General features: G+C 62.0%; 18 protein-coding genes and 1 tRNA gene. 7 read left to right on the top strand and 12 right to left on the bottom strand.

All coding sequences use genetic code 11. The features are described 5' to 3' along the window. Positions 1 to 277 precede the first annotated feature (277 nt). Positions 278 to 1,507, bottom strand: coding sequence for a nitrate/nitrite transporter (locus tag ACMYR2_RS08285; protein WP_347263087.1), 1,230 nt, complete (start codon positions 1,505 to 1,507; stop codon positions 278 to 280). 260 nt (positions 1,508 to 1,767) lie between these two features. Beyond that, positions 1,768 to 2,850: a COX15/CtaA family protein gene (locus ACMYR2_RS08280; RefSeq protein ID WP_347263088.1), complete on the bottom strand. Its 1,083-nt coding sequence runs from the start codon at positions 2,848 to 2,850 to the stop codon at positions 1,768 to 1,770. 95 nt (positions 2,851 to 2,945) lie between these two features. Between ACMYR2_RS08280 and ACMYR2_RS08275 the strand changes: the two genes are divergently transcribed. Both ACMYR2_RS08275 and ACMYR2_RS08270 read left to right on the top strand, forming a co-directional pair. Next, entirely contained in the window at positions 2,946 to 3,152 is a 207-nt protein-coding gene (locus tag ACMYR2_RS08275; RefSeq protein ID WP_347263089.1) for a DUF2842 domain-containing protein, read from the top strand. A 223-nt stretch (positions 3,153 to 3,375) separates the two neighbouring features. Beyond that, entirely contained in the window at positions 3,376 to 4,569 is a 1,194-nt protein-coding gene (locus ACMYR2_RS08270) for a GNAT family N-acetyltransferase (protein WP_347263090.1), read from the top strand. 24 nt (positions 4,570 to 4,593) lie between these two features. Here ACMYR2_RS08270 and ACMYR2_RS08265 read toward each other — a convergent pair whose 3' ends face one another. Then, entirely contained in the window at positions 4,594 to 6,747 is a 2,154-nt protein-coding gene (locus tag ACMYR2_RS08265) for an exopolysaccharide transport family protein (protein ID WP_347263091.1), read from the bottom strand. A gap of 246 nt (positions 6,748 to 6,993) precedes the next feature. Here ACMYR2_RS08265 and ACMYR2_RS08260 point away from each other — a divergent pair, with 246 nt between their 5' ends. The 4 genes from ACMYR2_RS08260 to ACMYR2_RS08245 all read left to right on the top strand — a co-directional run bounded on the left by ACMYR2_RS08260 (position 6,994) and on the right by ACMYR2_RS08245 (position 11,786). Then, positions 6,994 to 7,692, top strand: coding sequence for a polysaccharide biosynthesis/export family protein (locus ACMYR2_RS08260; protein ID WP_347263092.1), 699 nt, complete (start codon positions 6,994 to 6,996; stop codon positions 7,690 to 7,692). A gap of 3 nt (positions 7,693 to 7,695) precedes the next feature. Continuing rightward, entirely contained in the window at positions 7,696 to 8,829 is a 1,134-nt protein-coding gene (locus ACMYR2_RS08255; protein WP_347263093.1) for a glycosyltransferase, read from the top strand. 107 nt (positions 8,830 to 8,936) lie between these two features. Further along, the gene (locus ACMYR2_RS08250; RefSeq protein WP_416193970.1) at positions 8,937 to 10,469 is read left to right on the top strand and encodes an undecaprenyl-phosphate glucose phosphotransferase; all 1,533 of its coding nucleotides are present in this window, start codon (positions 8,937 to 8,939) and stop codon (positions 10,467 to 10,469) included. Positions 10,470 to 10,502: 33 nt separating this feature from the next. After that, the gene (locus tag ACMYR2_RS08245) at positions 10,503 to 11,786 is read left to right on the top strand and encodes an O-antigen ligase family protein (protein ID WP_416193969.1); all 1,284 of its coding nucleotides are present in this window, start codon (positions 10,503 to 10,505) and stop codon (positions 11,784 to 11,786) included. 3 nt (positions 11,787 to 11,789) lie between these two features. Here ACMYR2_RS08245 and ACMYR2_RS08240 read toward each other — a convergent pair whose 3' ends face one another. The 8 genes from ACMYR2_RS08240 to ACMYR2_RS08205 all read right to left on the bottom strand — a co-directional run bounded on the left by ACMYR2_RS08240 (position 11,790) and on the right by ACMYR2_RS08205 (position 17,900). Continuing rightward, positions 11,790 to 12,971, bottom strand: coding sequence for a saccharopine dehydrogenase family protein (locus ACMYR2_RS08240; protein WP_347263096.1), 1,182 nt, complete (start codon positions 12,969 to 12,971; stop codon positions 11,790 to 11,792). 254 nt (positions 12,972 to 13,225) lie between these two features. Then, positions 13,226 to 13,303 (bottom strand) — tRNA-Pro (locus tag ACMYR2_RS08235). 81 nt (positions 13,304 to 13,384) lie between these two features. After that, positions 13,385 to 13,981 carry a MerR family transcriptional regulator gene (locus tag ACMYR2_RS08230; RefSeq protein WP_347263097.1) on the bottom strand — a complete coding sequence of 199 codons (597 nt, stop codon included), beginning with the start codon at positions 13,979 to 13,981 and terminating at the stop codon, positions 13,385 to 13,387. Between the two features lie 38 nt (positions 13,982 to 14,019). Further along, positions 14,020 to 14,340: an integration host factor subunit alpha gene (locus ACMYR2_RS08225; RefSeq protein WP_141383192.1), complete on the bottom strand. Its 321-nt coding sequence runs from the start codon at positions 14,338 to 14,340 to the stop codon at positions 14,020 to 14,022. 128 nt (positions 14,341 to 14,468) lie between these two features. Next, a complete protein-coding gene (locus tag ACMYR2_RS08220; protein ID WP_347263098.1) occupies positions 14,469 to 15,446 on the bottom strand; it encodes a beta-ketoacyl-ACP synthase III in 978 nt (325 codons plus the stop codon). Next, positions 15,443 to 16,504: a phosphate acyltransferase PlsX gene (plsX, locus tag ACMYR2_RS08215; protein WP_347263099.1), complete on the bottom strand. Its 1,062-nt coding sequence runs from the start codon at positions 16,502 to 16,504 to the stop codon at positions 15,443 to 15,445. Before plsX ends, ACMYR2_RS08220 begins: the two co-directional genes overlap by 4 nt. 243 nt (positions 16,505 to 16,747) lie before the next feature. Further along, on the bottom strand, positions 16,748 to 17,344 hold the full coding sequence (locus ACMYR2_RS08210; protein ID WP_347263100.1) for a DUF177 domain-containing protein: 597 nt from the start codon (positions 17,342 to 17,344) through the stop codon (positions 16,748 to 16,750). Between the two features lie 10 nt (positions 17,345 to 17,354). Beyond that, positions 17,355 to 17,900, bottom strand: coding sequence for a ubiquinol-cytochrome C chaperone family protein (locus ACMYR2_RS08205; RefSeq protein WP_347263101.1), 546 nt, complete (start codon positions 17,898 to 17,900; stop codon positions 17,355 to 17,357). A gap of 107 nt (positions 17,901 to 18,007) precedes the next feature. Here ACMYR2_RS08205 and ACMYR2_RS08200 point away from each other — a divergent pair, with 107 nt between their 5' ends. After that, entirely contained in the window at positions 18,008 to 18,481 is a 474-nt protein-coding gene (locus ACMYR2_RS08200) for an outer membrane protein assembly factor BamE (protein WP_347263102.1), read from the top strand. Positions 18,482 to 18,586: 105 nt separating this feature from the next. On the opposite strand, the gene ACMYR2_RS08195 is transcribed toward ACMYR2_RS08200, so the two are convergent. After that, complete coding sequence (locus ACMYR2_RS08195; protein ID WP_347263103.1) at positions 18,587 to 20,119, bottom strand: acyl-CoA carboxylase subunit beta; 1,533 nt, start codon at positions 20,117 to 20,119, stop codon at positions 18,587 to 18,589. Positions 20,120 to 20,152 lie beyond the last annotated feature (33 nt).

Below are 20,152 nucleotides of genomic sequence, written 5' to 3'. Positions count from 1 at the left end.
GAAACAAACTGATACGTCATGGCCGGGCTTGTCCCGGCCATCCACGTCTTTCTTCGCTGAAATTCCAAAGACTTGGATACCCGGCACAAGGTCGGGCATGACGATTGGACTGAATATCGTCCGCTTCATACGACGACGACATCCCGAGCCTAGAGCCTTTCCGCTTCTGATGGAATCAGAAGCGGGCTCCATGTTTTGTTTTGTCGCGTTTTCTTCAAGCGAACTGGTCTCCACTTCGCTCGAAAACGCTCTAACGTAACTGCTCCGCCGCGGGCGATCAGACTTGCTCTCCCATGACCGGCGCACGCCGCACCTCGGTCAGATAGTTGAGCGTCAGCGATACCCAGATGATGCCGTAGAGCAGCATGAAGCAGCTCGAGTTGAAACCGAGCCAGTCAAGGATCACTCCGAATGTGATCGGCAGCAGGAAGCCGCCCAGACCGCCCGCCATGCCGACGACGCCGGATACCGCTCCCATGCTGTCGGGAAAATCGTCGCCGATGTATTTGAACGTCGAGGCCATGCCGCAGGCAAAGGCGATGCCGAGCGTGAAGAGAAGCATGGTGAAGAACCACGACGGCAGGGCGATGCGGAAACTCAGCGGATCACGGACGGTGTGCACGATCAGGTCGGTCTTGGGATAGGACAGCAGAAACAAGCACACCCAGGCAACCCACAGCACCCACCAGGTGACGTTATGGGCGCCGAAGCGATCCGACAGCCAGCCACCCAGGGCGCGAAAGGCGCCACCGGGAAGCGAGAAGCACGCCGCCAGCAGCGACGCCTGCGCGATGGTGAAACCGTATTCGGTCTTGAAGTATTGCGGCATCCAGATCGACAGCGCGGTGAAACCGCCGAACACGATCGAATAGTACTGGCAATACTTCCAGACGCGGGGATCGCGCAGCACCGACAATTGTCGCCACATCGACGGCACCTCGCCGCCGACACCGGGATCTCGCGCGGACAACGCCCAAAAGAGGAGCGCGGTGACCAGCAGCGCGACGGCATAGACCTTGGGCACCATCTGCCAGCCATAGGCCTCTATGAGCCAGGGCGATACGAACATGTTCAGGGCCGCGCCGATCGTGCCGGCGCCGAAAAAACCCATCGCAAAGCCCCGGCGTTCCCTGGGAAAGAAGCGCGCGACATAGGGCGTGCCGACCGAAAAGGACGCGCCGACCAGACCCAGCGCGAGTCCAAGCAGCAGGAACTGCCAGAGCGTGGTCGCGTAAGCGGACAGCCAGACCGGAACCGCGCAGCCGACCAGTAGCAGGAGCATGATTATCCGTCCGCCGAAGCGGTCGGTCCAGATGCCCAGCGGTAAACGAAATAATGCGCCGGTGAGGACGGGCGTCGCCGTGAGCAGGCCGAATTCGGTCGAACCAAGCCCAAGCCGTTCGCGGATCGGAATGCCGATCACACCGAACATCATCCAGACAGCAAAGCAAACGGTGAAGGCCCAGGTCGTAATGAGCAGGACGGAGAGGTTGCCGGATCTCGCCATGTTGTTCGCCCCCGATGCTGACTCGCAATCGACCGAGGGTTTGGCTGTTCCCTGCCTGGCCCACCCGGCCCACGACCGCGTCGCATCATAAGCAGGCTTGTGAATCTGTACAGACGCAGAGGTCCCGATATCGGGAGGTTATGCATCGCAGCATGCGAGACGCTGCGTCGGGCTTGGTTCGGGCCAATGCTGCCCACTCTGACGCGGGCACCGAATGCAGGCAGCTGCGCGGGATCCCGCCTCGACAAGAACTAAACAACCTATCCGGCCGCCACGCCCAGTTCCTGGCGTTGCCGGGCGGATTGGCCCTCCGTCATCCGCTCGGCCTGAACGACCGCAAGCGTCAGCACCACAATCGCGACCCCTTGATGCACCAGCGCGAGTACGATTGGAACCTCGTACAGGAGGGTCAGGATGCCAAGCGTCGCCTGTAGCGTCATCGCGAGGGCAAGCCAAAGCGCTCCGCGAATAATAGCGGGGTTCGCGCGCGACACGAGAGCATCGATCAGGTGGAGAACGGCGATCGCAAACAGCGCATACGCCATCATACGATGCTGGAACTGAACCGTGAGCGTGTTATCGAACAGATTGCGCCACCATGGCTGTTCGAAGAACAGCCGGTCCGCGGACGGAATGAACGATCCGTCGATGTCCGGCCATGTGTTGAAGACGCGCCCTGCCCGCAGCCCAGCGACCAGCGCTCCAAAATAGAGTTGCACAAACACCAGCACCAGCAGAATGCCGCTGGTGACCCGCAATCGAATCGACGCCAGCGTAGGCGGCCGATCCGATAGCCGCCGCAGGGTCCAGACGATCGCCGTGAAAATCAGCAGCGCCAGCACCAGATGCGTCGCCAGACGATACTGCGACACCTCGGTACGCTCGGTAAGACCGGACGCGACCATCCACCAGCCGACCGCTCCCTGTAGGCCGCCAAGGCCGAAAATGATCCAGAGCCGCCGCTTCAGATCCGACGGCAGCGCGCCGCGCCACATGAACCAGAGGAACGGCAGCAGAAAGGCGATACCGATAAAGCGTCCGAGCAGACGATGGCTCCACTCCCACCAGAAGATGGTCTTGAACTGATCGAGCGTCATGCCCGCGTTCATCTCGCGATACTGCGGTATCGCTTTGTAGCCCTCAAAAGCCTGGGCCCACTCCTCCTGCGAAAGCGGAGGCAGCGAGCCGGTCACGGGCTTCCACTCGACGATCGAAAGGCCGGATTCCGTCAGCCGCGTCGCGCCGCCGACCAGCACCATGGCGGCGATCAGCATCGCCATGAACACCAGCCACCAGCGCACGGCGCGCAGATGGGACTCCTTTTTTGCGATAGGATTGGTCATCAAAAAAGCCGCGGTTGAAGGTATTTTTCGTGCTCTTTATAGTCCACCGCAGCCTTGGCGCAAGCCTCCGTCTCAGTCGCGAGTTCCTTTAAGGTATGCGGATACGCACTCGAAAGTTCCTCGGCACGATCGCCCTTCTCGTGCTGGTCGTCGTCTGGTCATTGCTCGGCATGACGATCGCCCAAACACCGTGGCTCGCGGATTCTCGCCTTTACCAGGCGATCTTCTATGTTGTCGTCGGGCTCGGCTGGGTCTTGCCGGCGATGCCGATCGTGAGCTGGATGGCGAAGCCCGACGCGTGAAGCGGCTTTCTCTTCGCGAACCGCCGCTTCGTCACCGGATTATTTTGCCGTTACCCTTTGTTGATGTTTCTTATGCGAAGGTTCTCCTGACTAGAGCCGCGCTTCTGATTGAATCAGAAGCGAGGCTCTATGATATTGTTTTAACGCGTTTTCTTCACGCGAACCGGTTCCCGCTTCGCTCGAAAACGCTATAGAAACAAAATAAAACATAACAGGCTCGGAAATGACCATGGCGGCTCTGATCGAAAGTCCGACCGTGAAGGCACAGGAACGATCAGGCGGAGGGCGCATCGCGCATCTGGAAATCCTTCAGGATCTGCGCGAAGCCGAGCCAATCTGGCGGAACCTGGAAGTATCGCAGTTTTCGACGCCCTATCAGCGATTCGACCTCCTTTCCACCTGGCAACGACACGTCGGAACCGGCGAACAGCTTCAACCCGGCATCATCGTCGCCTTCGACGCCCAGCGGCAGCCGCTGCTGCTGCTCCCGCTCGCAATCGGCACGGAAAGCGGCGTCCGTGTCGCACGCTTCATGGGCGGCAAGCATACGACCTTCAACATGGCGCTCTGGCAGCGGGAATTCGCGGCCTCCGCCATGCGTGCGGATCTTGACGCGCTGGTTCAGGGAATCGGCGCGCTTCCGGCCAGGATCGACGTGCTTGCGTTCACGCAGCAGCCGCGACACTGGCGCGATCAACAAAATCCAATGGCGCTCCTGCCGAGCCAGCCCTCGGCCAACGGCTGTCCGTTGATGATATTATCGCCAGGCTCATCGCCGTCGGAGCGCATCAGCAACTCGTTTCGACGCCGGCTCAAAGGCAAGGAACGAAAGCTCCAGGCGCTGCCCGGCTATCACTATTGCGTGGCCAGGACCGATGCCGAGATCAAGCGGATGTGTGATGCGTTCTTCGCGATCAAGCCGCTGCGGATGGCCGCGCAGAAGCTGCCGAACGTGTTCGCCGAGGCTGGCGTCGAGGATTTCCTGCGCGAGGCTTGCCTGACACCGCTGACAGGCGGCGGACGCGTCATCGAAATCCACGGCATCGAATGCGATGCCGAGGTGATCGCGATCTTCGCCGGCGTGGCGGACGGCAACCGCTTCTCGATGATGTTCAACACCTACACGATGTCGGAAAGCGCCCGCTACAGTCCCGGCCTGATCCTGATGCGCGATATCATCGATCATTATGCGGAGAGCGACTACACCTCGCTCGACCTCGGGATCGGATCGGACGACTACAAGCGCCTGTTCTGCAAAAGCGACGAGCCCATCTTCGACAGCTACCTGCCGCTCACCACGCGCGGCAGAATGGCCGCCATCGGAATGTCGTCGCTGGCCCGCGCCAAGCGCCTGGTAAAGCAGACCCCCGCGCTGAAGCGGACGGCCGAGATGCTGCGCGGGATGCTGCAGCGCTGAGACCGCCCCCACGCGGGCGAACTGTCAGGCCGCCTCGCGAGGACCGATCTGCATATCCGGGCGGATCGATGCCGGATCGAGCATCGTCACTGTCGTAAAGCCGATAGCCTTGAGCTGGCCGCTCATCCGCATCCGCGCATCCGCGTTCATCGACGGGTCGGGAACGACGACCGCGCGCGCCTGCTCCGTCAGGAGCTTCGCCGGCAGGTCGGTGGCGGTGCCCGCGACGAGCAGCACATGATCATAGACGCGCAGAAGAGCATCGAGCGCAATCGCAAGGCGTGGCGATTGCAGCAGCGAGCGATCGGCGTCGGAACGTCCGGCGCCGACAAGATGGAGCGGCGACAGCCGGTCGCGGGTGATCACCTGCCCGAAAGACACCTCGCCCAGCATCAGGTCGGCCAGTCCCGGCGCCGCCGCATCGACCGAAGCCGTCGTCAACGCCGCTGACGACGGCGACAGATCGATCAGGACAACCCTTGCGCCATCGGTCAACAGGCGCGCGAGCGCGAGCGCCGCGAGCATGATGCTCTCGTTCTCACCCGTGCCCATGATCGTGATCTTGTGCGCCGCTTTGCCCGCCGCTCGCAGGTCATCGGCGAGATGAGCGATGTCGGCCAGTTCCGCTGCCGGCGCGGGATCGACGCGGACCCCGCGCATCACCGGCGCGGCAGGCTGAACGGTAGCCAGACTGCGCGGCGACGTGATGCGCAGCAATTCGCCGGTCACGATCGTGCCGGCAGTCAGCATCAGGGTCGCCAGCGTCGCGATCAGGACGATGGGCAGCTTCTTCGGGTAGGCCGGCGTGTTTGAGACGATGGCGCGCGAGATGATGCGGCCATCGGACGGCGCCGCGTCGATGTTTTCGCGCGTGGTGGCTTCGCGGTATTTCGCGAGATAGGATTCCAGCAGGTCGCGCTGCGCCCTGGCTTCGCGCTCCAGCGCTCGCAGCTTGACGTCGTCGCCGTTGGAGGATGTCGCCAGCTTCTTCAACTGATCGAGACTGCTGCTGAGACTCTCGACCCGGCCGCTGGCGATGCGGGCGTCGTTCTCCAGCGACCGCGAGATCTTGCCCGCCTCCTCGCGCAACTGACGATCGAGGTCCGCGAGCTGCGCTCTCAGTTCCCTGATCCGGGGATGCCGGCCAAGCAGGGTCGACGACTGCTCCGCCAGTTGCGCACGCAACGTCACGCGCTGTTCGGAAAGACGGCGGATCAGTTCCGAGTTGAGAACTTCAGAGGCTTCGATCGGTCTGCCACTCTCAAGCATCCCGCGGATCAGCCGCGCTTTCGATTCCGCATCGGATTTGAGCGCGCGCGCGTTGTTCAGCTGGGTATTGATCTCACCGAGTTGCTGGTTCGACAGCGACGTATTGTTGATGCCGATGAAAAGGCTGGATTTCGACCGGAACTCCTCCACGCGGGACTCGGCATCGGCAACCTTCTTGCGCAGGTTGTCGATTTCTCCGGACAACCATTGACCCGCGGCCTTCGCCTGCTCCTGGCGCGCGTTGAGTTGCAGGACAAGATAGCCGTCCGCGATCGAATTCGCGATGGAAGCCGCGAGTTCCGGATCGATGGACTGGAATTCAATGACGATCACGCGGGATTTTTCGACGGCGTAGGCGGTCAGCCGGTCGTAGTAGGCTTCCAGCACGCGCTCCTCGGGCGTCATCCGAAGCGGGTCGCGACCGATTCCAAACAACGCAAGCAGCGACTTGAGCGGCGATACGCCATTCAACACCGGGTCGAATTCCGGATTCTCCGCGAGATTGTTCTTTCTTATAACCTCGCGGGCGAGATCACGTGACAGCACCAGTTGCACCTGGCTGGCGACAGCTTCCGGATCCACTGCGTTGCGCTCGTCGTTGCGCTCGCCGCTCGGGCGTAAGAAAACGTTCTCCCGCCCGTCGATCAGGATGCGGGCTTCGGACTTGTATCTCGGTGTGATCAGATTGACGATAAAAAGCGAAAGCGCGAAGGCGAGAAGCGTCGGGATGATGATAAAGCGCTTCTTGCGCAGCAGCACCCGTCCGATGGAGCGCAGATCAAGGTCGCCGAGTTCCGGATTCGGCAATGCCTCGGACGCCGCCTGAACCGGCGCAGATGCCACCGGCTCGGATTTAGTCTCCGGATCCGACATCGTCGTCTTGCCGGCACGCCAGAACGCAAACCGCATTGCTCACTCCCGCTCAACGCATGGTAGCACTTTCGGGTGAACTTGACATTCGCGCGTTGAACCCGAGGCAAACGCTGGAGCCTTGAATGGAAACGCTCAGCCGAACAGGTCGATTACAGCCGATTATAGTTGCTGCCGGGTTAATCCCGCGCCGGCCGGAAAGCGGCCCGTGCGGCGCGCCGCTTTCGATTACGGTTTATTAACCACAAAAGCCTTTAATGGATTTGATATTTTCATGGATGCCTGATGCGAAACCTGCGCGCCGTCACCTTGGGCTTGCTGACCACGCTGGCGTTGTCCGGGTGCATGCAGCACCGGGCTCCGGCGGTGATGGCCCGTCCGCATAACGATCTCGATGCGATGGCCTATGCGGGACGAAAGGCGCCCGCGCCGGTCCCGCGCCGCGGACTGTGGCATACGCCAACCTTCACCAGCACCGCCGTGCCTGTCGTCTACGCCGCCGCGCCGCCGCCCGTCATGCATGATCCCGCCTACCGGCTCGATGCAGGCGACCGGCTGCGCATCGTGGTCTACGGCCAGGAGGGCCTCACCAACACCTATCTGGTCGATGCCGGCGGCAGCATCACCATGCCGCTGATCGGCGCGGTCACCGCGCGCGGCCGCACGCCGGCCGAACTGTCCGCCGCCATCGCGGCGCGGCTGCGCAACGGCTACATTCGCCAGCCCTACGTCGCCGTCGAGATCGAGGCCTACCGGCCGTTCTTCATTCTCGGCGAGGTGGCGGCTCCCGGCCAGTATCCGTTCGTGCCCAACATGACGGTCGAAAGCGCCGTCGCCATCGCCGGCGGATTCTCGCCGCGCGCCAGACGCGACCGCGTCATCGTCACCCACACCGACGATGGCGGAACCGTCCGCCTCATGCTTCCACCCGGCGCGCCGCTCAGCCCAGGCGATACCATCCTCGTCGACGAACGCTGGTTCTGAGGCATGACGGCGCCGCCTGATCAACCGCTCCGCATTCTTCACGCCGTGCGCGCGCCGGTCGGCGGAATCATCCGGCATATTCTCGATGTCGCAAACGGACAGGCTGATCGCGGACACCTCGTCGGCATCGTCGCCGACAGCCTCACCGGCGGCGAGCGCGCGGCCGCGGCTTTCGCGGAGATCGCCCCGCGAATGAAACTGGGCATCCACCGCATTCCGATCCGCCGGAACCCTCATCCCAGCGACCTGTTCGCGTGGATGCGGTTCGCCGCGCTGGTTGCGAAGCTGAAGCCGCAGGTCCTTCATGGACACGGCGCCAAGGCCGGCGCCTTCGTGCGGCTCAAGGTCTCATCGAAAGACACGATCCGCGTCTACACGCCCCACGGCGGATCCCTGCACTACCCGCCGACGACAATGAAGGGCATGTTCTACAGCCGCCTCGAACGCGCGCTGATGAACCGCACCGACCTGTTCCTGTTCGAGAGCGCGTTCGCGCGGAATACCTATCAGCGGATCGTCGGCAGGCCGACCGGGATCGTGAAATGCGTCTTCAACGGCGTGACGGCGGGCGAGTTCGATTCCGTTCCGCTCGCCGGCGATGCCACCGACGTCGTCTATGTCGGCGAGTTCAGACACATCAAGGGCGCAGACCTTCTGATCGACGCGGTGGCGCGATTGCGGGAGGGCGGACGGCGTCTCACGCTCACGCTCGCAGGCGACGGCGAGGAAACTGACGCGCTGAAAGCCCAGGTCCAGCGCCTCAATCTTGGGGAGAGCATCCGCTTCATCGGGCACGTCAAGGCGCGCCACGGATTCTCCAAAGGCCGGTTGCTCGTCGTGCCGTCGCGCGGCGACTCCATGCCATACGTCGTGATCGAAGCGGCGGCGGCCGGTGTTCCCATGATCGCGGCCAATGTAGGCGGCATCCCGGAAATTTTCGATCAGCACACCGGCGCGTTGTTCGCCCCCGGCGCCGTCACCGCCCTGGCGGACGCCATCGCGACCGCGTTGGATGACCCCGCGGCGGCAGCCGCACGCGCGAAATCGCTGCGCGAGCGCATCCTCAAGCATTTCTCGCAGACGGCGATGGTCGAAGGCGTCATGGCGGGGTATCGCGAGACGTTTGCGCGAAGTTAACCATTTTTGAAATGCCGGGAGTTGCGCGAAACCAAATCTTCCCGATTTAGACCTTAAGTCGTACTGAAAACGCCCCTGGTGATGCGGCGCGACGTGGACTTGAGGACATGGACCCTATCAACGCCCGCTCAGGAACTGATGCGGCGGCGAGCAGCAGCCCCGTGATACCCGTGGAACGCCGCAGGCGGCTGTCGCCCGCGGCGCTTGCCGTCACCAATCAGAAGGTACAACCGGCCTATTCACCCGTCGTCATCATGGGCATCGTCCGTGCAGCGGACTTCCTGCTGCTGAGCGTGGTCGGCGTCGCGCTTTACCTTGGATACGTTGCCCGCATCGACGGATTCAGCTTGAGCTACATCGCGGCGATCCTTGCCGTATCCGCCAGCGCGGTCGTGTGTTTCCAGGCTGCGGACATTTATGACGTCCAGGTTTTCCGCGGCCCGTTGCGGCAGATGACGCGGATGATTTCGTCCTGGGCGTTCGTTTTCCTGTTGTTCATTTGCGTCTCGTTCTTCGTCAAGCTCGGCAATTCCGTCTCGCGCCTCTGGCTGGCCTCGTTCTTCTTTGTTGGTCTGGCCAGTCTTATCGCCGGACGGGTTCTGCTGCGTGCGATGATCCGCCGATGGGCGCGCGACGGCCGACTGGAACGCCGCACCGTTATCATCGGCTCGGACAAGAACGGAGAAAACCTCATCAACGCGTTGAAAGCGCAGGAGGACTCCGACATCGAAATTCTCGGCGTGTTCGATGACCGCAACGACTCCCGCGCGCTCGACACCTGCGCGGGAACTCCCAAGCTCGGCAAGGTCGACGACGTGCTCGAATTCGCGCGGCGTACCCGGCTCGATCTGGTGCTGTTCGCGCTTCCGATCTCGGCGGAAACGCGGATCCTGTCGATGCTGAAGAAGCTGTGGGTGCTTCCGGTCGATATCCGGTTGTCGGCGCATACCAACGAACTGCGCTTTCGCCCGCGCGCCTATTCCTATCTCGGCAAGGTTCCAACGCTTGACGTCTCCGAGGCCCCGATCACCGACTGGGATCTGGTGATGAAATGGCTGTTCGACAGGATCATCGGGGGTTTCATTCTGCTGCTCACCTCGCCGGTGATGGCGCTGGTCGCGCTCGCGATCAAGCTCGATAGTCCGGGTCCGGTGCTGTTTCGCCAGAAACGCTTCGGCTTCAACAACGAGCGCATCGAAGTCTTCAAGTTCCGCTCGCTGTTTCACGATCAGGCCGATCCCATGGCCGCGAAGGTCGTGACCAAAAATGACAGTCGTGTTACGCGGGTCGGACGATTCATCCGCAAAACCAGCCTCGACGAACTGCCGCAACTCTTCAACGTCGTCTTCAAGGGCAACCTCTCCCTCGTCGGGCCACGTCCGCACGCCGTGCAGGGCAAACTGCAAACCCGGTTGTTCGATGAAGCCGTCGACGGCTATTTCGCACGTCACCGCGTCAAGCCGGGCATCACGGGCTGGGCGCAGATCAATGGCTGGCGGGGAGAGATCGACAACGAGGAAAAAATCCAGAAGCGTGTCGAGTTCGACCTTTACTACATCGAGAACTGGTCGGTGCTGTTCGATCTTTATATCCTGTTCAGGACACCGCTGGCGCTGCTGAAACCCGAAAACGCTTACTGATCCGGCCTAGGGCGTTGAGACTGCGAAAGTGTAATGGCGTATCCCGCAGCAGTTGACAGTTGGCTCCGGCCATCGACACAGGCGCCGGGCATCGCCGCGCTCCAGCGCGCGCTGCTGTGGGCGGTGGGAGCCGGCGGAGCGATCGTCTACATCGAGCCCAGCCCCTATGAGTTTGCGACGCTGGCGGCAATCGTCGTGTTCTTCGCGACCGGCCTGCGAATGCGGCTCGCCTTCCTTCCCCTGCTCCTGCTGCTGTTTCTCATCAACATCGGCTACACGATCAGCGCCGTGCACCTGATGGACAAGACCCAGATCGTGAACTGGATCATGACCTCGTGGTACATGGCAGTGACGGTCATTTTCTTCGCGCTGGTTTTCTCGGAGGATACCGAGGCGCGGCTTGACCTGATGCGGCGAGGCCTGATCGTCGGAGCCGTCATCGCGTCGGTGGCCGGCGTCGCGGGCTATTTCCACCTGGTGCCCGGCGAGCATGACGTGCTGACCCTTTATGGCCGCGCGCGGGGAACCTTCAAGGATCCGAACGTGCTCTCCGCCTTTCTGATCCTGCCCGCCTTGTTCGTGCTGCAAAGCGTCGTCACGGACCGGTTCGGAAAAGCCTTTCGCAGCGCCATCGCGCTCGGGATCATCAGTCTTGCCGTGCTGCTGGCGTTTTCGCGCGCGGCCTGGGGCCAGTTCGTGCTCACGTCGGCTTTCATGCTGGTCCTGATGTTCCTGACCAGCCCGTCAGGGAAACAGCGGTCACGGCTGGTTCTGACCGCCGTGATCGCAGCCGCCGCGATCGCACTGCTGCTGGCGGTTCTGCTGTCGCTCGATTCGGTCGAGAGCCTGTTCAAGGAACGTGCGAGTTTTGATCAGAGCTACGACGGAGGCCGCTTTGGCCGCTTCGGCCGGCACATCCTCGGCTTCCAGATGGCGCTGGAACAGCCGCTCGGGATCGGCCCGCTACAGTTCACGCGGTTCTTTCCGGAAGATACTCACAACTCGTATCTGAACGCCTTCATGTCGGGCGGGTGGATTTCCGGAATTTCATATCCGGTGCTGATCTTCACCACCGTGACCCTGGGCTTTCGCTACATTTTTGTGCGCGTTCCCTGGCAGCGCACCTACCTGGCGGTCTTCGCGGCGTTTCTGGGGACCGTCGGCGAGAGCTTCATCATCGACACCGATCACTGGCGCCATTTCTGGCTGATGCTCGGCATGATGTGGGGCATGTTCGCGGCAACCCACCAGTACAGGGCCGACCTGCGGGACACTCCGGCTCAACCGGCGCGGCGAGAGGGCCATTTGCGCGGTTAGCCGCTATGCCTCGATCGTGAACGTCAGCCCCGCGTGGTCGGTAAGCCGCTTGATCAGCGCGTCCTTCATCGCAGCACCCGGCGTCCAGAAACCGCCGGCGACATCAGGCGTGTCATGACGCAGGCAGATCGCGCATTCGGTGATCATCCTGGAAGTCGATCCGTAGCCGGGATCGCGATCGCCGGTCACGACCGCCTTCAACTGCCGCCCGTCGGAGCCAATGCCGAGGAAGAGAAGATCGTAATGCCCGCTCTCGCGCTCCTCCTTAGACGGCCCCTCGCCTGGCTTGGGCCCGCCCTGCGCGCCGAGCTTGTTGTTGGCGGCGATGATGGCCTTTGCGGTCGCCTCGCCGGTCTCCTTCGGCCCCGCGACCACCATCTCGTCATAGACGAAATCCTGGCCGTAAGGGAAACCGAGCAGGGAATTCGACCGGTGCACGTTGCGGGTGTTGATGTTCGCCATCACGAACGGCGCCACCCACATCCCGAGGTCCTCATCGAACAAAGGCTTGTTGCCCGGCGGCTGCCTGAGCCCTTCAAAACCCGGAGTCAGTACGAAGGGATCGCGCAGTTTGGGTAACAGGCTTGGGTCGTTGGCGGCCGCGGAGAAGATCGCCTTCATGCTGGCGGCGGTGCCGCCGGAAAACGTACCCTTCATCTTGCGCACGCGGCCCTTGACCCGAGAGAGGGCCGATCCAAAACTGCGCTTTGCGGCCTGCTGAAGAAAGAACACGCCGAGTTCGAACGGAAGCGAATCGTAGCCGCAGGAAAACACGATCCGCGCGCCGCTCCTGCGCGCCTCCGCCTCGTGCGCGTCGATCATCTGCCGCATCCATATCGGCTCGCCGCAGAGGTCAAGATAGTCCGTGCCGCTCGCCGCGCAGACGGCGACAAGGTCGGATCCGTAGAGTTGATAAGGACCAACCGTGCTCAGCACCGAGGCCGTCCGTTCGGCCATGGCCCTGAGCGACGCCGGATTTCCGGCGTCCGCGGCGATAAGAGGGAGATCATGAGGCGCGCCGATGGCCTGGCGCACCGACGCCAGCCTGTCGAGATCGCGTCCCGCGATGGCCCACTTCAGGCCGCCGCTACCATATCTGGCGGCGAGGTATTCCGCGACCAGCCGGCCGGTGAACCCGCTCGCGCCGTAGACAACGATATCGAACTCCGCTGACGACGATGTCATGACCTTCCCGAGAATGTCCTGCTGAGAGTCCTCACCGTTTTACGGAGAAACCGGACTCTATCACTTTGATCTGACGAACTTCCTTCACGCAAGCCGGACTCGCTTCTTGAACCCGCGATAGAACGCGATCCTGAAGGGCGTGAGCCCGGTTTCGTATGAGATCATGCTCGACGGTGATTCGAGCGAGAGCATGTCGTCGAGCGGCGCAACCCGAGAATGGATGCCGCCTCGCGTGAAGAAAACGTTGTAAGTAATGGTCGGAGCGAGAGGATTTGAACCTCCGACCCCTAGTCTCCCAGACTAGTGCGCTAACCGGGCTGCGCTACGCTCCGAGCCGTTACGGCCCGTTTCCATTATCGCGTTTTCAAGCGAAGTGATACGGGTTCCTGCAAAGAAAATGCATCAAACGAAAGCTACGGTTCGCCATCACGAAGCGCCTCGTCCAGCAGTTGCCTGCACGCAACAAGCTCAGCCAACGCATCCTTCAGTTTCGTCAGATCGACCGCGGTAGCGACCACTCCCGGGATCGCACCACTGTCCGGGCCGGACCAGAGCACCTCGTCGAGGTCGTGCCGCAGCGGCCGATGCGCGCCCGGCTCCCGCTCGCGAGGTGAGCTGTCGCCATCATCCTCATCGTCCTCCGTGTCCTCGGCGGTCTCGTAGTCAGAATCATCCTCATCAATTTCGTGGAGAGTGTTGCGGATGTCGTCCTCGATCGCGCCGAAAGCCGCGGCGGACGATCCCTCGGTCAGGCCCTGGACCGATTTGATGCCGTGCTCTTTCAGAATCCGTTGCACGCCGCGGATGGTGTAACCCTCGCTGTATAACAGATGGCGAATGCCGCGGAGCAGATCGACGTCGTCCGGACGATAGTAGCGCCGGCCGCCGCTGCGCTTCATCGGCTTGATCTGCGAAAACCTGGTCTCCCAGAACCGCAGGACATGCTGAGGAATATCGAGATCGGTGGCGACCTCGCTAATCGTCCGAAAAGCATCCGGTGCCTTGTCCAAATGCCCGCTCCTCTGCCAATCGTGCGCCGAACGCCGGATTAGTCGGTTTTTGCGCCGGAGCCGTTGTTGTTGATCCGCTGCTTCAGAATAGCCGACGGCTTGAAGACCATCACGCGACGCGGAGAGATCGGCACTTCGGTGCCGGTCTTGGGATTACGGCCGATACGCTGGCCTTTCTTGCGCACCATGAACGATCCGAAGGACGACAACTTCACCGTCTCGCCCTTCTCCAGGCAGTCGGTGATCTCCTTCAGAACGAGTTCGACAAACGCGGACGACTCGGTGCGCGACAGTCCTACTTTTTTGTAGACGGCTTCGCAGAGATCGACGCGAGTAACTGTTTTTCCGGTTCCGGTCATCGCCTGCCCCAAGCTCCCGGCAACAATTTATAACTGAAATTAAGAGTTTAACGGCCCAGGGTCAACCTATCACATGATGCTTTCGGATGATAGACGACGGCAGTCTGCGGGCGGCCTGGTTCAAATCCTCACCACCGCACGAGAGCGGAACCCCAGGTGAAGCCGCCGCCCATCGCTTCCAGCAGGACCAGATCGCCGCTTTTGATGCGTCCGTCCGCGACCGCGACCGACAATGCCAGCGGGATTGAAGCCGCGGACGTGTTGCCGTGCCGATCGACGGTCAGCACCACTTTTTCGGGCGCGATATGCAGTTTATGCGCTGACGCATCGATGATTCGCTTGTTGGCCTGATGTGGCACGAACCACTTGATATCGTCTGCGTTGGTGCCGGATGCATTGAATGCGTCGACAATGACGTCTGTAATCATGCCAACGGCGTGCTTGAACACTTCGCGGCCTTCCATCCGGAGATGGCCCACGGTCCGGGTGGAAGACGGCCCGCCATCGACGTAAAGCTTTGACTGATGACGACCGTCGGAGCGCAGGTGTGTCGTCAGGATTCCACGATCCGACGGCGTGCCGGGCTGCTCCTGGGCTTCCAGCACGACCGCGCCGGCCCCGTCGCCGAACAGGACGCAGGTCGAGCGATCGGTCCAATCCAGAATGCGCGAGAAGGTTTCGGCGCCGATCACCAGCGCGCGCTTGAAGGCCCCGGCACGAAGGAAATTATCTGCGGTGGCCAAAGCAAAGACGAAGCCGGAACAGACCGCCTGAAGATCGAAGGCGGCGCCGTGATGGATGCCGAGTCCGTTCTGGACCGCAACCGCCGTCGCCGGAAACGTGTGATCCGGCGTCGAGGTCGCCACCACGATCAGGTCGATCGACCGCGCATCGATCCCGGCATGGGCAAGAGCCGCATTCGCCGCATGGATGGCGAGATGGGAGGTAAATTCCCCCTCCGCGGCAATGTGGCGCTGGCGAATGCCGGTGCGCTGGACGATCCACTCGTCGGAAGTATCGACTTTGGTCGCCAGCTCGGAATTGGTCAGCACCCTCTGCGGAAGATAGGAGCCGCAGCCGAGCACGACCGAACGTATCGCAGTCAAGAGAGAGCCTCCTGCACTGCCGACGCCGGAGCTAGGGTGTGGCCGTGGCGGTTGAGCGTTTGGTTGATCTTGGTGAGGAGATCGTATCGAACCATCTCATAGCCAACATCGACCGCGTAAGCAAAGCCTTCGGCATCGGTTCCGCCGTGGCTTTTGACCACGATGCCATTCAGTCCGAGGAACACGCCGCCATTGGATTTGCGAGGATCCATCTTGCCGCGCAGCGCCTTGAAGGCGCCCCGCGCGAACAGATATCCGATCCGCGACAGCAGGGTGCGCGACATCGCGCTGCGCAGATATTCGGCGATCTGGCGCGCGGTTCCCTCGGCCGCCTTCAGCGCGATGTTGCCGCTGAAGCCCTCGGTGACGATGACGTCGGCAGCCCCCCTGCCGATCCCGTCGCCTTCGACGAAACCGATGAAGTCGAGCTGCGGCAGATTCAACGACCGCAACAATTCCGCCGCCTCCCGGATTTCCTCCCCGCCCTTGACCTCCTCGACGCCGATGTTGAGAAGGCCGACCGTCGGCCGTTCGAGATCAAACAGGACGCGCGCCATGGCGCTGCCCATGATGGCGAGAGCCGCGAGGTGGTGCGCATCTCCGCCGATCGTCGCGCCAAGATCGAGCACGACGGAATCGCCGCGCAAGGTGGGCCATACGGCCGCGATCGCGGGGCGATCGATGCCCGGCAGCGTCCGCAGGTTGAATCGCGACATCGCCATCAGTGCGCCGGTATTGCCGGCCGACACCGCAACGTCGGCTTCGCCTTTCTTCACCGCATCGATCGCAAGCCACATCGACGAGGTCTTGCGGCCGCGACGCAATGCCTGGCTCGGCTTGTCGTCCATGCTGACGGCAACGTCGGTGTGGATCACCCGGGACACCGCTTTCATCGCCGGATGAGCGGCGAGCTGAGCTTCGATCAAAGCGCTTTTACCGTAGAGCAGAAACTCGGTGTCGGGGTGACGGTTCAGTGAAATCGCGGCTCCGGGAATGACCACCGATGCGCCGATATCGCCACCCATGGCGTCAAGCGCGATTCGAACCTTCTGCGGCATAAGTCCCGGAAACCCTGATTGTGTGAAATCCTCAAGCGCACGGCCACAAGATATGTCGGCTGAGCACAAGTGCATCTATCAGTGCGGCCGCGACAATAACGTGTCCCCGCTCTGATACAATATCCGAACCCCCGATCGAGGCCGACCCGCGGCGCAACAAGGGAACACGACTTCTCGATAAAAACTCTTCTTGTATCAATATATTGCTGCTACTTCCTATCAATTCAATTCAACACGTTATCCTCAATCGCGCGCGGGTTTCTTCTTGCCTGGCGGGGTCGGATGGATTTTCAGGTCCTTCAGGGCGGCGAAGGGATGATCCTCCGGATCCTTCGCGCTGGCGGGCGGGACAAACACAGCATCGGGCTTTCGCGGATACGGATCAATTCCCAGAAACAGCACGTCGGTCGCGAGCCGTCCAAGGTCAATGACGCCGTTGACGATAGGTTCGGGGGCCTCCGGCACTTCCCCGCCGACACCGTCTTCGTCATCGACAGGTACGACGAACTCCCGAATCCGGCCTTCCGGCACAAAGACGAGGTCGATATCCTCGACAATATCATTCTCGATCGGATCGAGAGACACCACGCAGGTCTGTCCGACGCGCGCCGACACCCTGCCCTGTACATGCACGCGCTCGTCGCGCTCCGGCATCAGATCGAACGATGCGCGGGCGTATGCGATGTCACGCACGCCGGCGATTTTGGCCAGCGCCATTCGCACGCTCTCATCAGCCTCGATATCGCGATGAAGGCCGGTTTCCGGAATCTGCGCGACCGTGGCCCGCGAGATCCAGGGATTTGGAATCGTGTTGGTGTCCGGCCTGTCCTTGGCTGTCATGCCTGCTCTTTCACTCCCGTTGCCGTTGCGCGAGGTCCGGAAAATGCAAATCTTTAGTTGGCAAGGCGCAATCACCATCAGCAAGCGTAGCGATCGCCTCCACCGTATAGGCGGCAAGCCGCCGCGCGCCTTCGGCGTTCCCGCCATTGTAAATATTCTTGTCGAGCGCCCGCGCCAGCGGCTCGAGGCCCTCGTCCAGGGCCTGATCGTAGGCGGCCGAGCGACCGTAAAAGGCTTCGCCGAATGCCTGCATACGCTTCGGAACGCTCAGGTCGCCAACCCCCATCTCGCGCAGGTTGGCATCCATGTCGCTGCAGAAATGATCGAACAGCGCCTGCGGAAGCGCTTTGTCCGGTCCCAATCTCAACCGCCGAAGGATCATCCACAGATGCAGCAGGACCATATCGAAGCGTCCGTCCACGGTGTCCGGCACCCCGTAGACCTGGTAAAACGCGGGCTCTCGCGCTTGCGTCACGATCATGCCATAGATCGCTTCAATGGTGCGGCGCGACGGAGCGGGGGACTGTTTCTTGAAGCGATTGAACGGCCAGCGCATGTGGGTACCGAAGACAACCCGCAAGGGCGATCCGTTGTTGCACTCGGGGATCATTGCCGGGTACGTCAACCGCGCGCGCGATGCAAGAGGATGAAGGCGGCTCGCGAATGACAGTATCGGTCCCGAAGAAGGCGTCCGGAACCTCCGCGACGCGACGGCATCGCCTGCGCGCGGCGATCGCCGCCACGCTGGTGTGCGCGGTCATGGCCGGCTGCACCGGCGAGACCTTCCAGAAGGGCTACATCCTGCCACCCGGCGCGCTCGAGCAGATCCAAATCGGCGCAAGCCAGGATCAGGTGCTGATCGTGATGGGCACCCCGTCCACGGTCGCGACACTGAACGGCGAGGTGTTTTATTACATCTCGCAGCGCGCGGAGCGGAAGGTCGCCTTCATGCAGCAGACGGTCGTCGACCAGCGCGTGATCGCGATTTATTTCGACAATAACCGTCAGGTGACCCGCCTCGCCAACTACGGACTGAAGGACGGCAAGATCTTCGATTTCATCAGCCGCACCACGCCGACATCGGGCCAGGAGATCAGCTATCTCCAGCCGCTATTCAAGCTGCTGAGCGCGAAGTAGCGGGATTCGCAGGATGGATGCGTGGTCAAGCACCGCGATGCCGTTCCCGGCGGTAACCTACGTCACGCTTGATCAGTACCGAATCCTTAAACGCAAACAAGATGATTACAGAGGAATGTTGTCGTGCTTCTTCATCGGCGCGGCGACGTGCTTGTCGCGCAGCATGGCCAGCGCGCGGGCGATTCGTTTTCGCGTCGAGGACGGCATGATGACGTCGTCGATGTAGCCGCGCTCGGCGGCGACGAACGGCGACAGGAAGCGATCCTCGTATTCCCGGGTGCGCGCGGCGATCTTCTCGGCGTCGCCGATGTCGCCGCGAAAGATGATCTCTACCGCGCCCTTCGCGCCCATCACCGCGATCTGCGCCGTCGGCCAGGCGTAGTTGATGTCCGCGCCGATCTCCTTGGACGCCATCACGTCGAACGCGCCGCCATAGGCCTTGCGCGTGATGACGGTGACGAGCGGCACCGTGCATTGCGAATAAGCGAATAGCAGCTTCGCGCCGTGCTTGATCAGCCCGCCATATTCCTGCGCTGTGCCCGGCAAGAAGCCCGGCACGTCCACGAAGGTGACGATCGGAATATTGAAGGCGTCACAGAAACGAACGAAGCGCGCGGCCTTGCGTGACGCATCCGAGTCGAGCACGCCGGCCAGCACCATCGGCTGATTGGCGACGAAACCGGTGGTGCGTCCGGCGATGCGACCGAAGCCGATGACGATGTTTTTCGCGAACGTCTCCGCGATCTCGAAGAAATCGCCTTCGTCCACAACCTTCAGGATCAGTTCCTTGATGTCGTAGGGCTTGTTGGGATTATCAGGCACCAGCGTATCGAGCGAGTCGTCGGTGCGTTCGATGTCATCGAAGCTCGGCCATTCCGGCGCGCCATCCGCGTTGTTGCCCGGCAGGAAGTCGATCAGGCGGCGCATCTGCAAGAGCGCCTCGACGTCGTTCTCGAACGCGCCGTCCGCGATCGACGATTTCGTCGTATGCACGCTGGCGCCGCCGAGTTCTTCCGAAGTCACCACCTCGCCTGTGACGGTTTTCACCACGTCGGGACCGGTGACGAACATGTAGCTCGCGTTCTTCACCATGAAGATGAAGTCTGTCATCGCGGGCGAATAGACATCACCGCCGGCGCAAGGCCCCATGATGACGCTGATCTGCGGGATCACACCGGAGGCCTGCACATTACGGCGGAAGACATAGGAGTAGCCGGCCAGCGCCGCCACGCCTTCCTGAATGCGTGCCCCGCCGGCATCATAGAGACCGATGATCGGCGCCCTCGCCTTCAGCGCCAGGTCCTGAATTTTCGTGATCTTCAACGCATGCGTTTCCGACAGCGAGCCGCCGAACACGGTGAAGTCCTTCGCGAACATGAAAACCTTGCGGCCGTTGACGGTGCCCCATCCCGTCACCACGCCGTCGCCCGGCACCTTCGACTTCTCCATGCCGAATTCGACCGAGCGATGCTCGACGAACATGTCGAACTCCTCGAACGAACCTTTGTCGAGCAGGATCTCGATGCGTTCGCGGGCTGTCAGCTTGCCGCGCCTATGCTGCGCCTCGATCCGCTTGTCGCCGCCGCCGAGCTTCGCGGCCGCCCGCCGGGCATCGAGCGTTTCGCGAATGTCCTTCATGACCGGCCGCCCGGGCTTTGGCGTGCAGCGAAA

This window comes from Nitrobacter sp. TKz-YC01, from assembly GCF_047824785.1.
In the GTDB taxonomy this organism is placed as follows: Bacteria; Pseudomonadota; Alphaproteobacteria; order Rhizobiales; family Xanthobacteraceae; genus Nitrobacter.
The sequence above is the reverse complement of the archived record's forward strand: the minus strand, read 5'-3'. Positions and strand labels throughout refer to the sequence as shown.

What these genes read in the sequence shown, in the direction of transcription:
- ACMYR2_RS08285 (WP_347263087.1), bottom strand. Translation starts at nt 1,507, where the DNA reads ATGGCGAGATCCGGCAACCTCTCCGTCCTGCTCATTACGACCTGGGCC.
- ACMYR2_RS08280 (WP_347263088.1), bottom strand. Translation starts at nt 2,850, where the DNA reads ATGACCAATCCTATCGCAAAAAAGGAGTCCCATCTGCGCGCCGTGCGC.
- ACMYR2_RS08275 (WP_347263089.1), top strand. Translation starts at nt 2,946, where the DNA reads ATGCGGATACGCACTCGAAAGTTCCTCGGCACGATCGCCCTTCTCGTG.
- ACMYR2_RS08270 (WP_347263090.1), top strand. Translation starts at nt 3,376, where the DNA reads ATGACCATGGCGGCTCTGATCGAAAGTCCGACCGTGAAGGCACAGGAA.
- ACMYR2_RS08265 (WP_347263091.1), bottom strand. Translation starts at nt 6,747, where the DNA reads ATGCGGTTTGCGTTCTGGCGTGCCGGCAAGACGACGATGTCGGATCCG.
- ACMYR2_RS08260 (WP_347263092.1), top strand. Translation starts at nt 6,994, where the DNA reads ATGCGAAACCTGCGCGCCGTCACCTTGGGCTTGCTGACCACGCTGGCG.
- ACMYR2_RS08255 (WP_347263093.1), top strand. Translation starts at nt 7,696, where the DNA reads ATGACGGCGCCGCCTGATCAACCGCTCCGCATTCTTCACGCCGTGCGC.
- ACMYR2_RS08250 (WP_416193970.1), top strand. Translation starts at nt 8,937, where the DNA reads ATGGACCCTATCAACGCCCGCTCAGGAACTGATGCGGCGGCGAGCAGC.
- ACMYR2_RS08245 (WP_416193969.1), top strand. Translation starts at nt 10,503, where the DNA reads ATGGCGTATCCCGCAGCAGTTGACAGTTGGCTCCGGCCATCGACACAG.
- ACMYR2_RS08240 (WP_347263096.1), bottom strand. Translation starts at nt 12,971, where the DNA reads ATGACATCGTCGTCAGCGGAGTTCGATATCGTTGTCTACGGCGCGAGC.
- ACMYR2_RS08225 (WP_141383192.1), bottom strand. Translation starts at nt 14,340, where the DNA reads ATGACCGGAACCGGAAAAACAGTTACTCGCGTCGATCTCTGCGAAGCC.
- plsX (WP_347263099.1), bottom strand. Translation starts at nt 16,504, where the DNA reads ATGCCGCAGAAGGTTCGAATCGCGCTTGACGCCATGGGTGGCGATATC.
- ACMYR2_RS08210 (WP_347263100.1), bottom strand. Translation starts at nt 17,344, where the DNA reads ATGACAGCCAAGGACAGGCCGGACACCAACACGATTCCAAATCCCTGG.
- ACMYR2_RS08205 (WP_347263101.1), bottom strand. Translation starts at nt 17,900, where the DNA reads ATGCGCTGGCCGTTCAATCGCTTCAAGAAACAGTCCCCCGCTCCGTCG.
- ACMYR2_RS08200 (WP_347263102.1), top strand. Translation starts at nt 18,008, where the DNA reads ATGACAGTATCGGTCCCGAAGAAGGCGTCCGGAACCTCCGCGACGCGA.
- ACMYR2_RS08195 (WP_347263103.1), bottom strand. Translation starts at nt 20,119, where the DNA reads ATGAAGGACATTCGCGAAACGCTCGATGCCCGGCGGGCGGCCGCGAAG.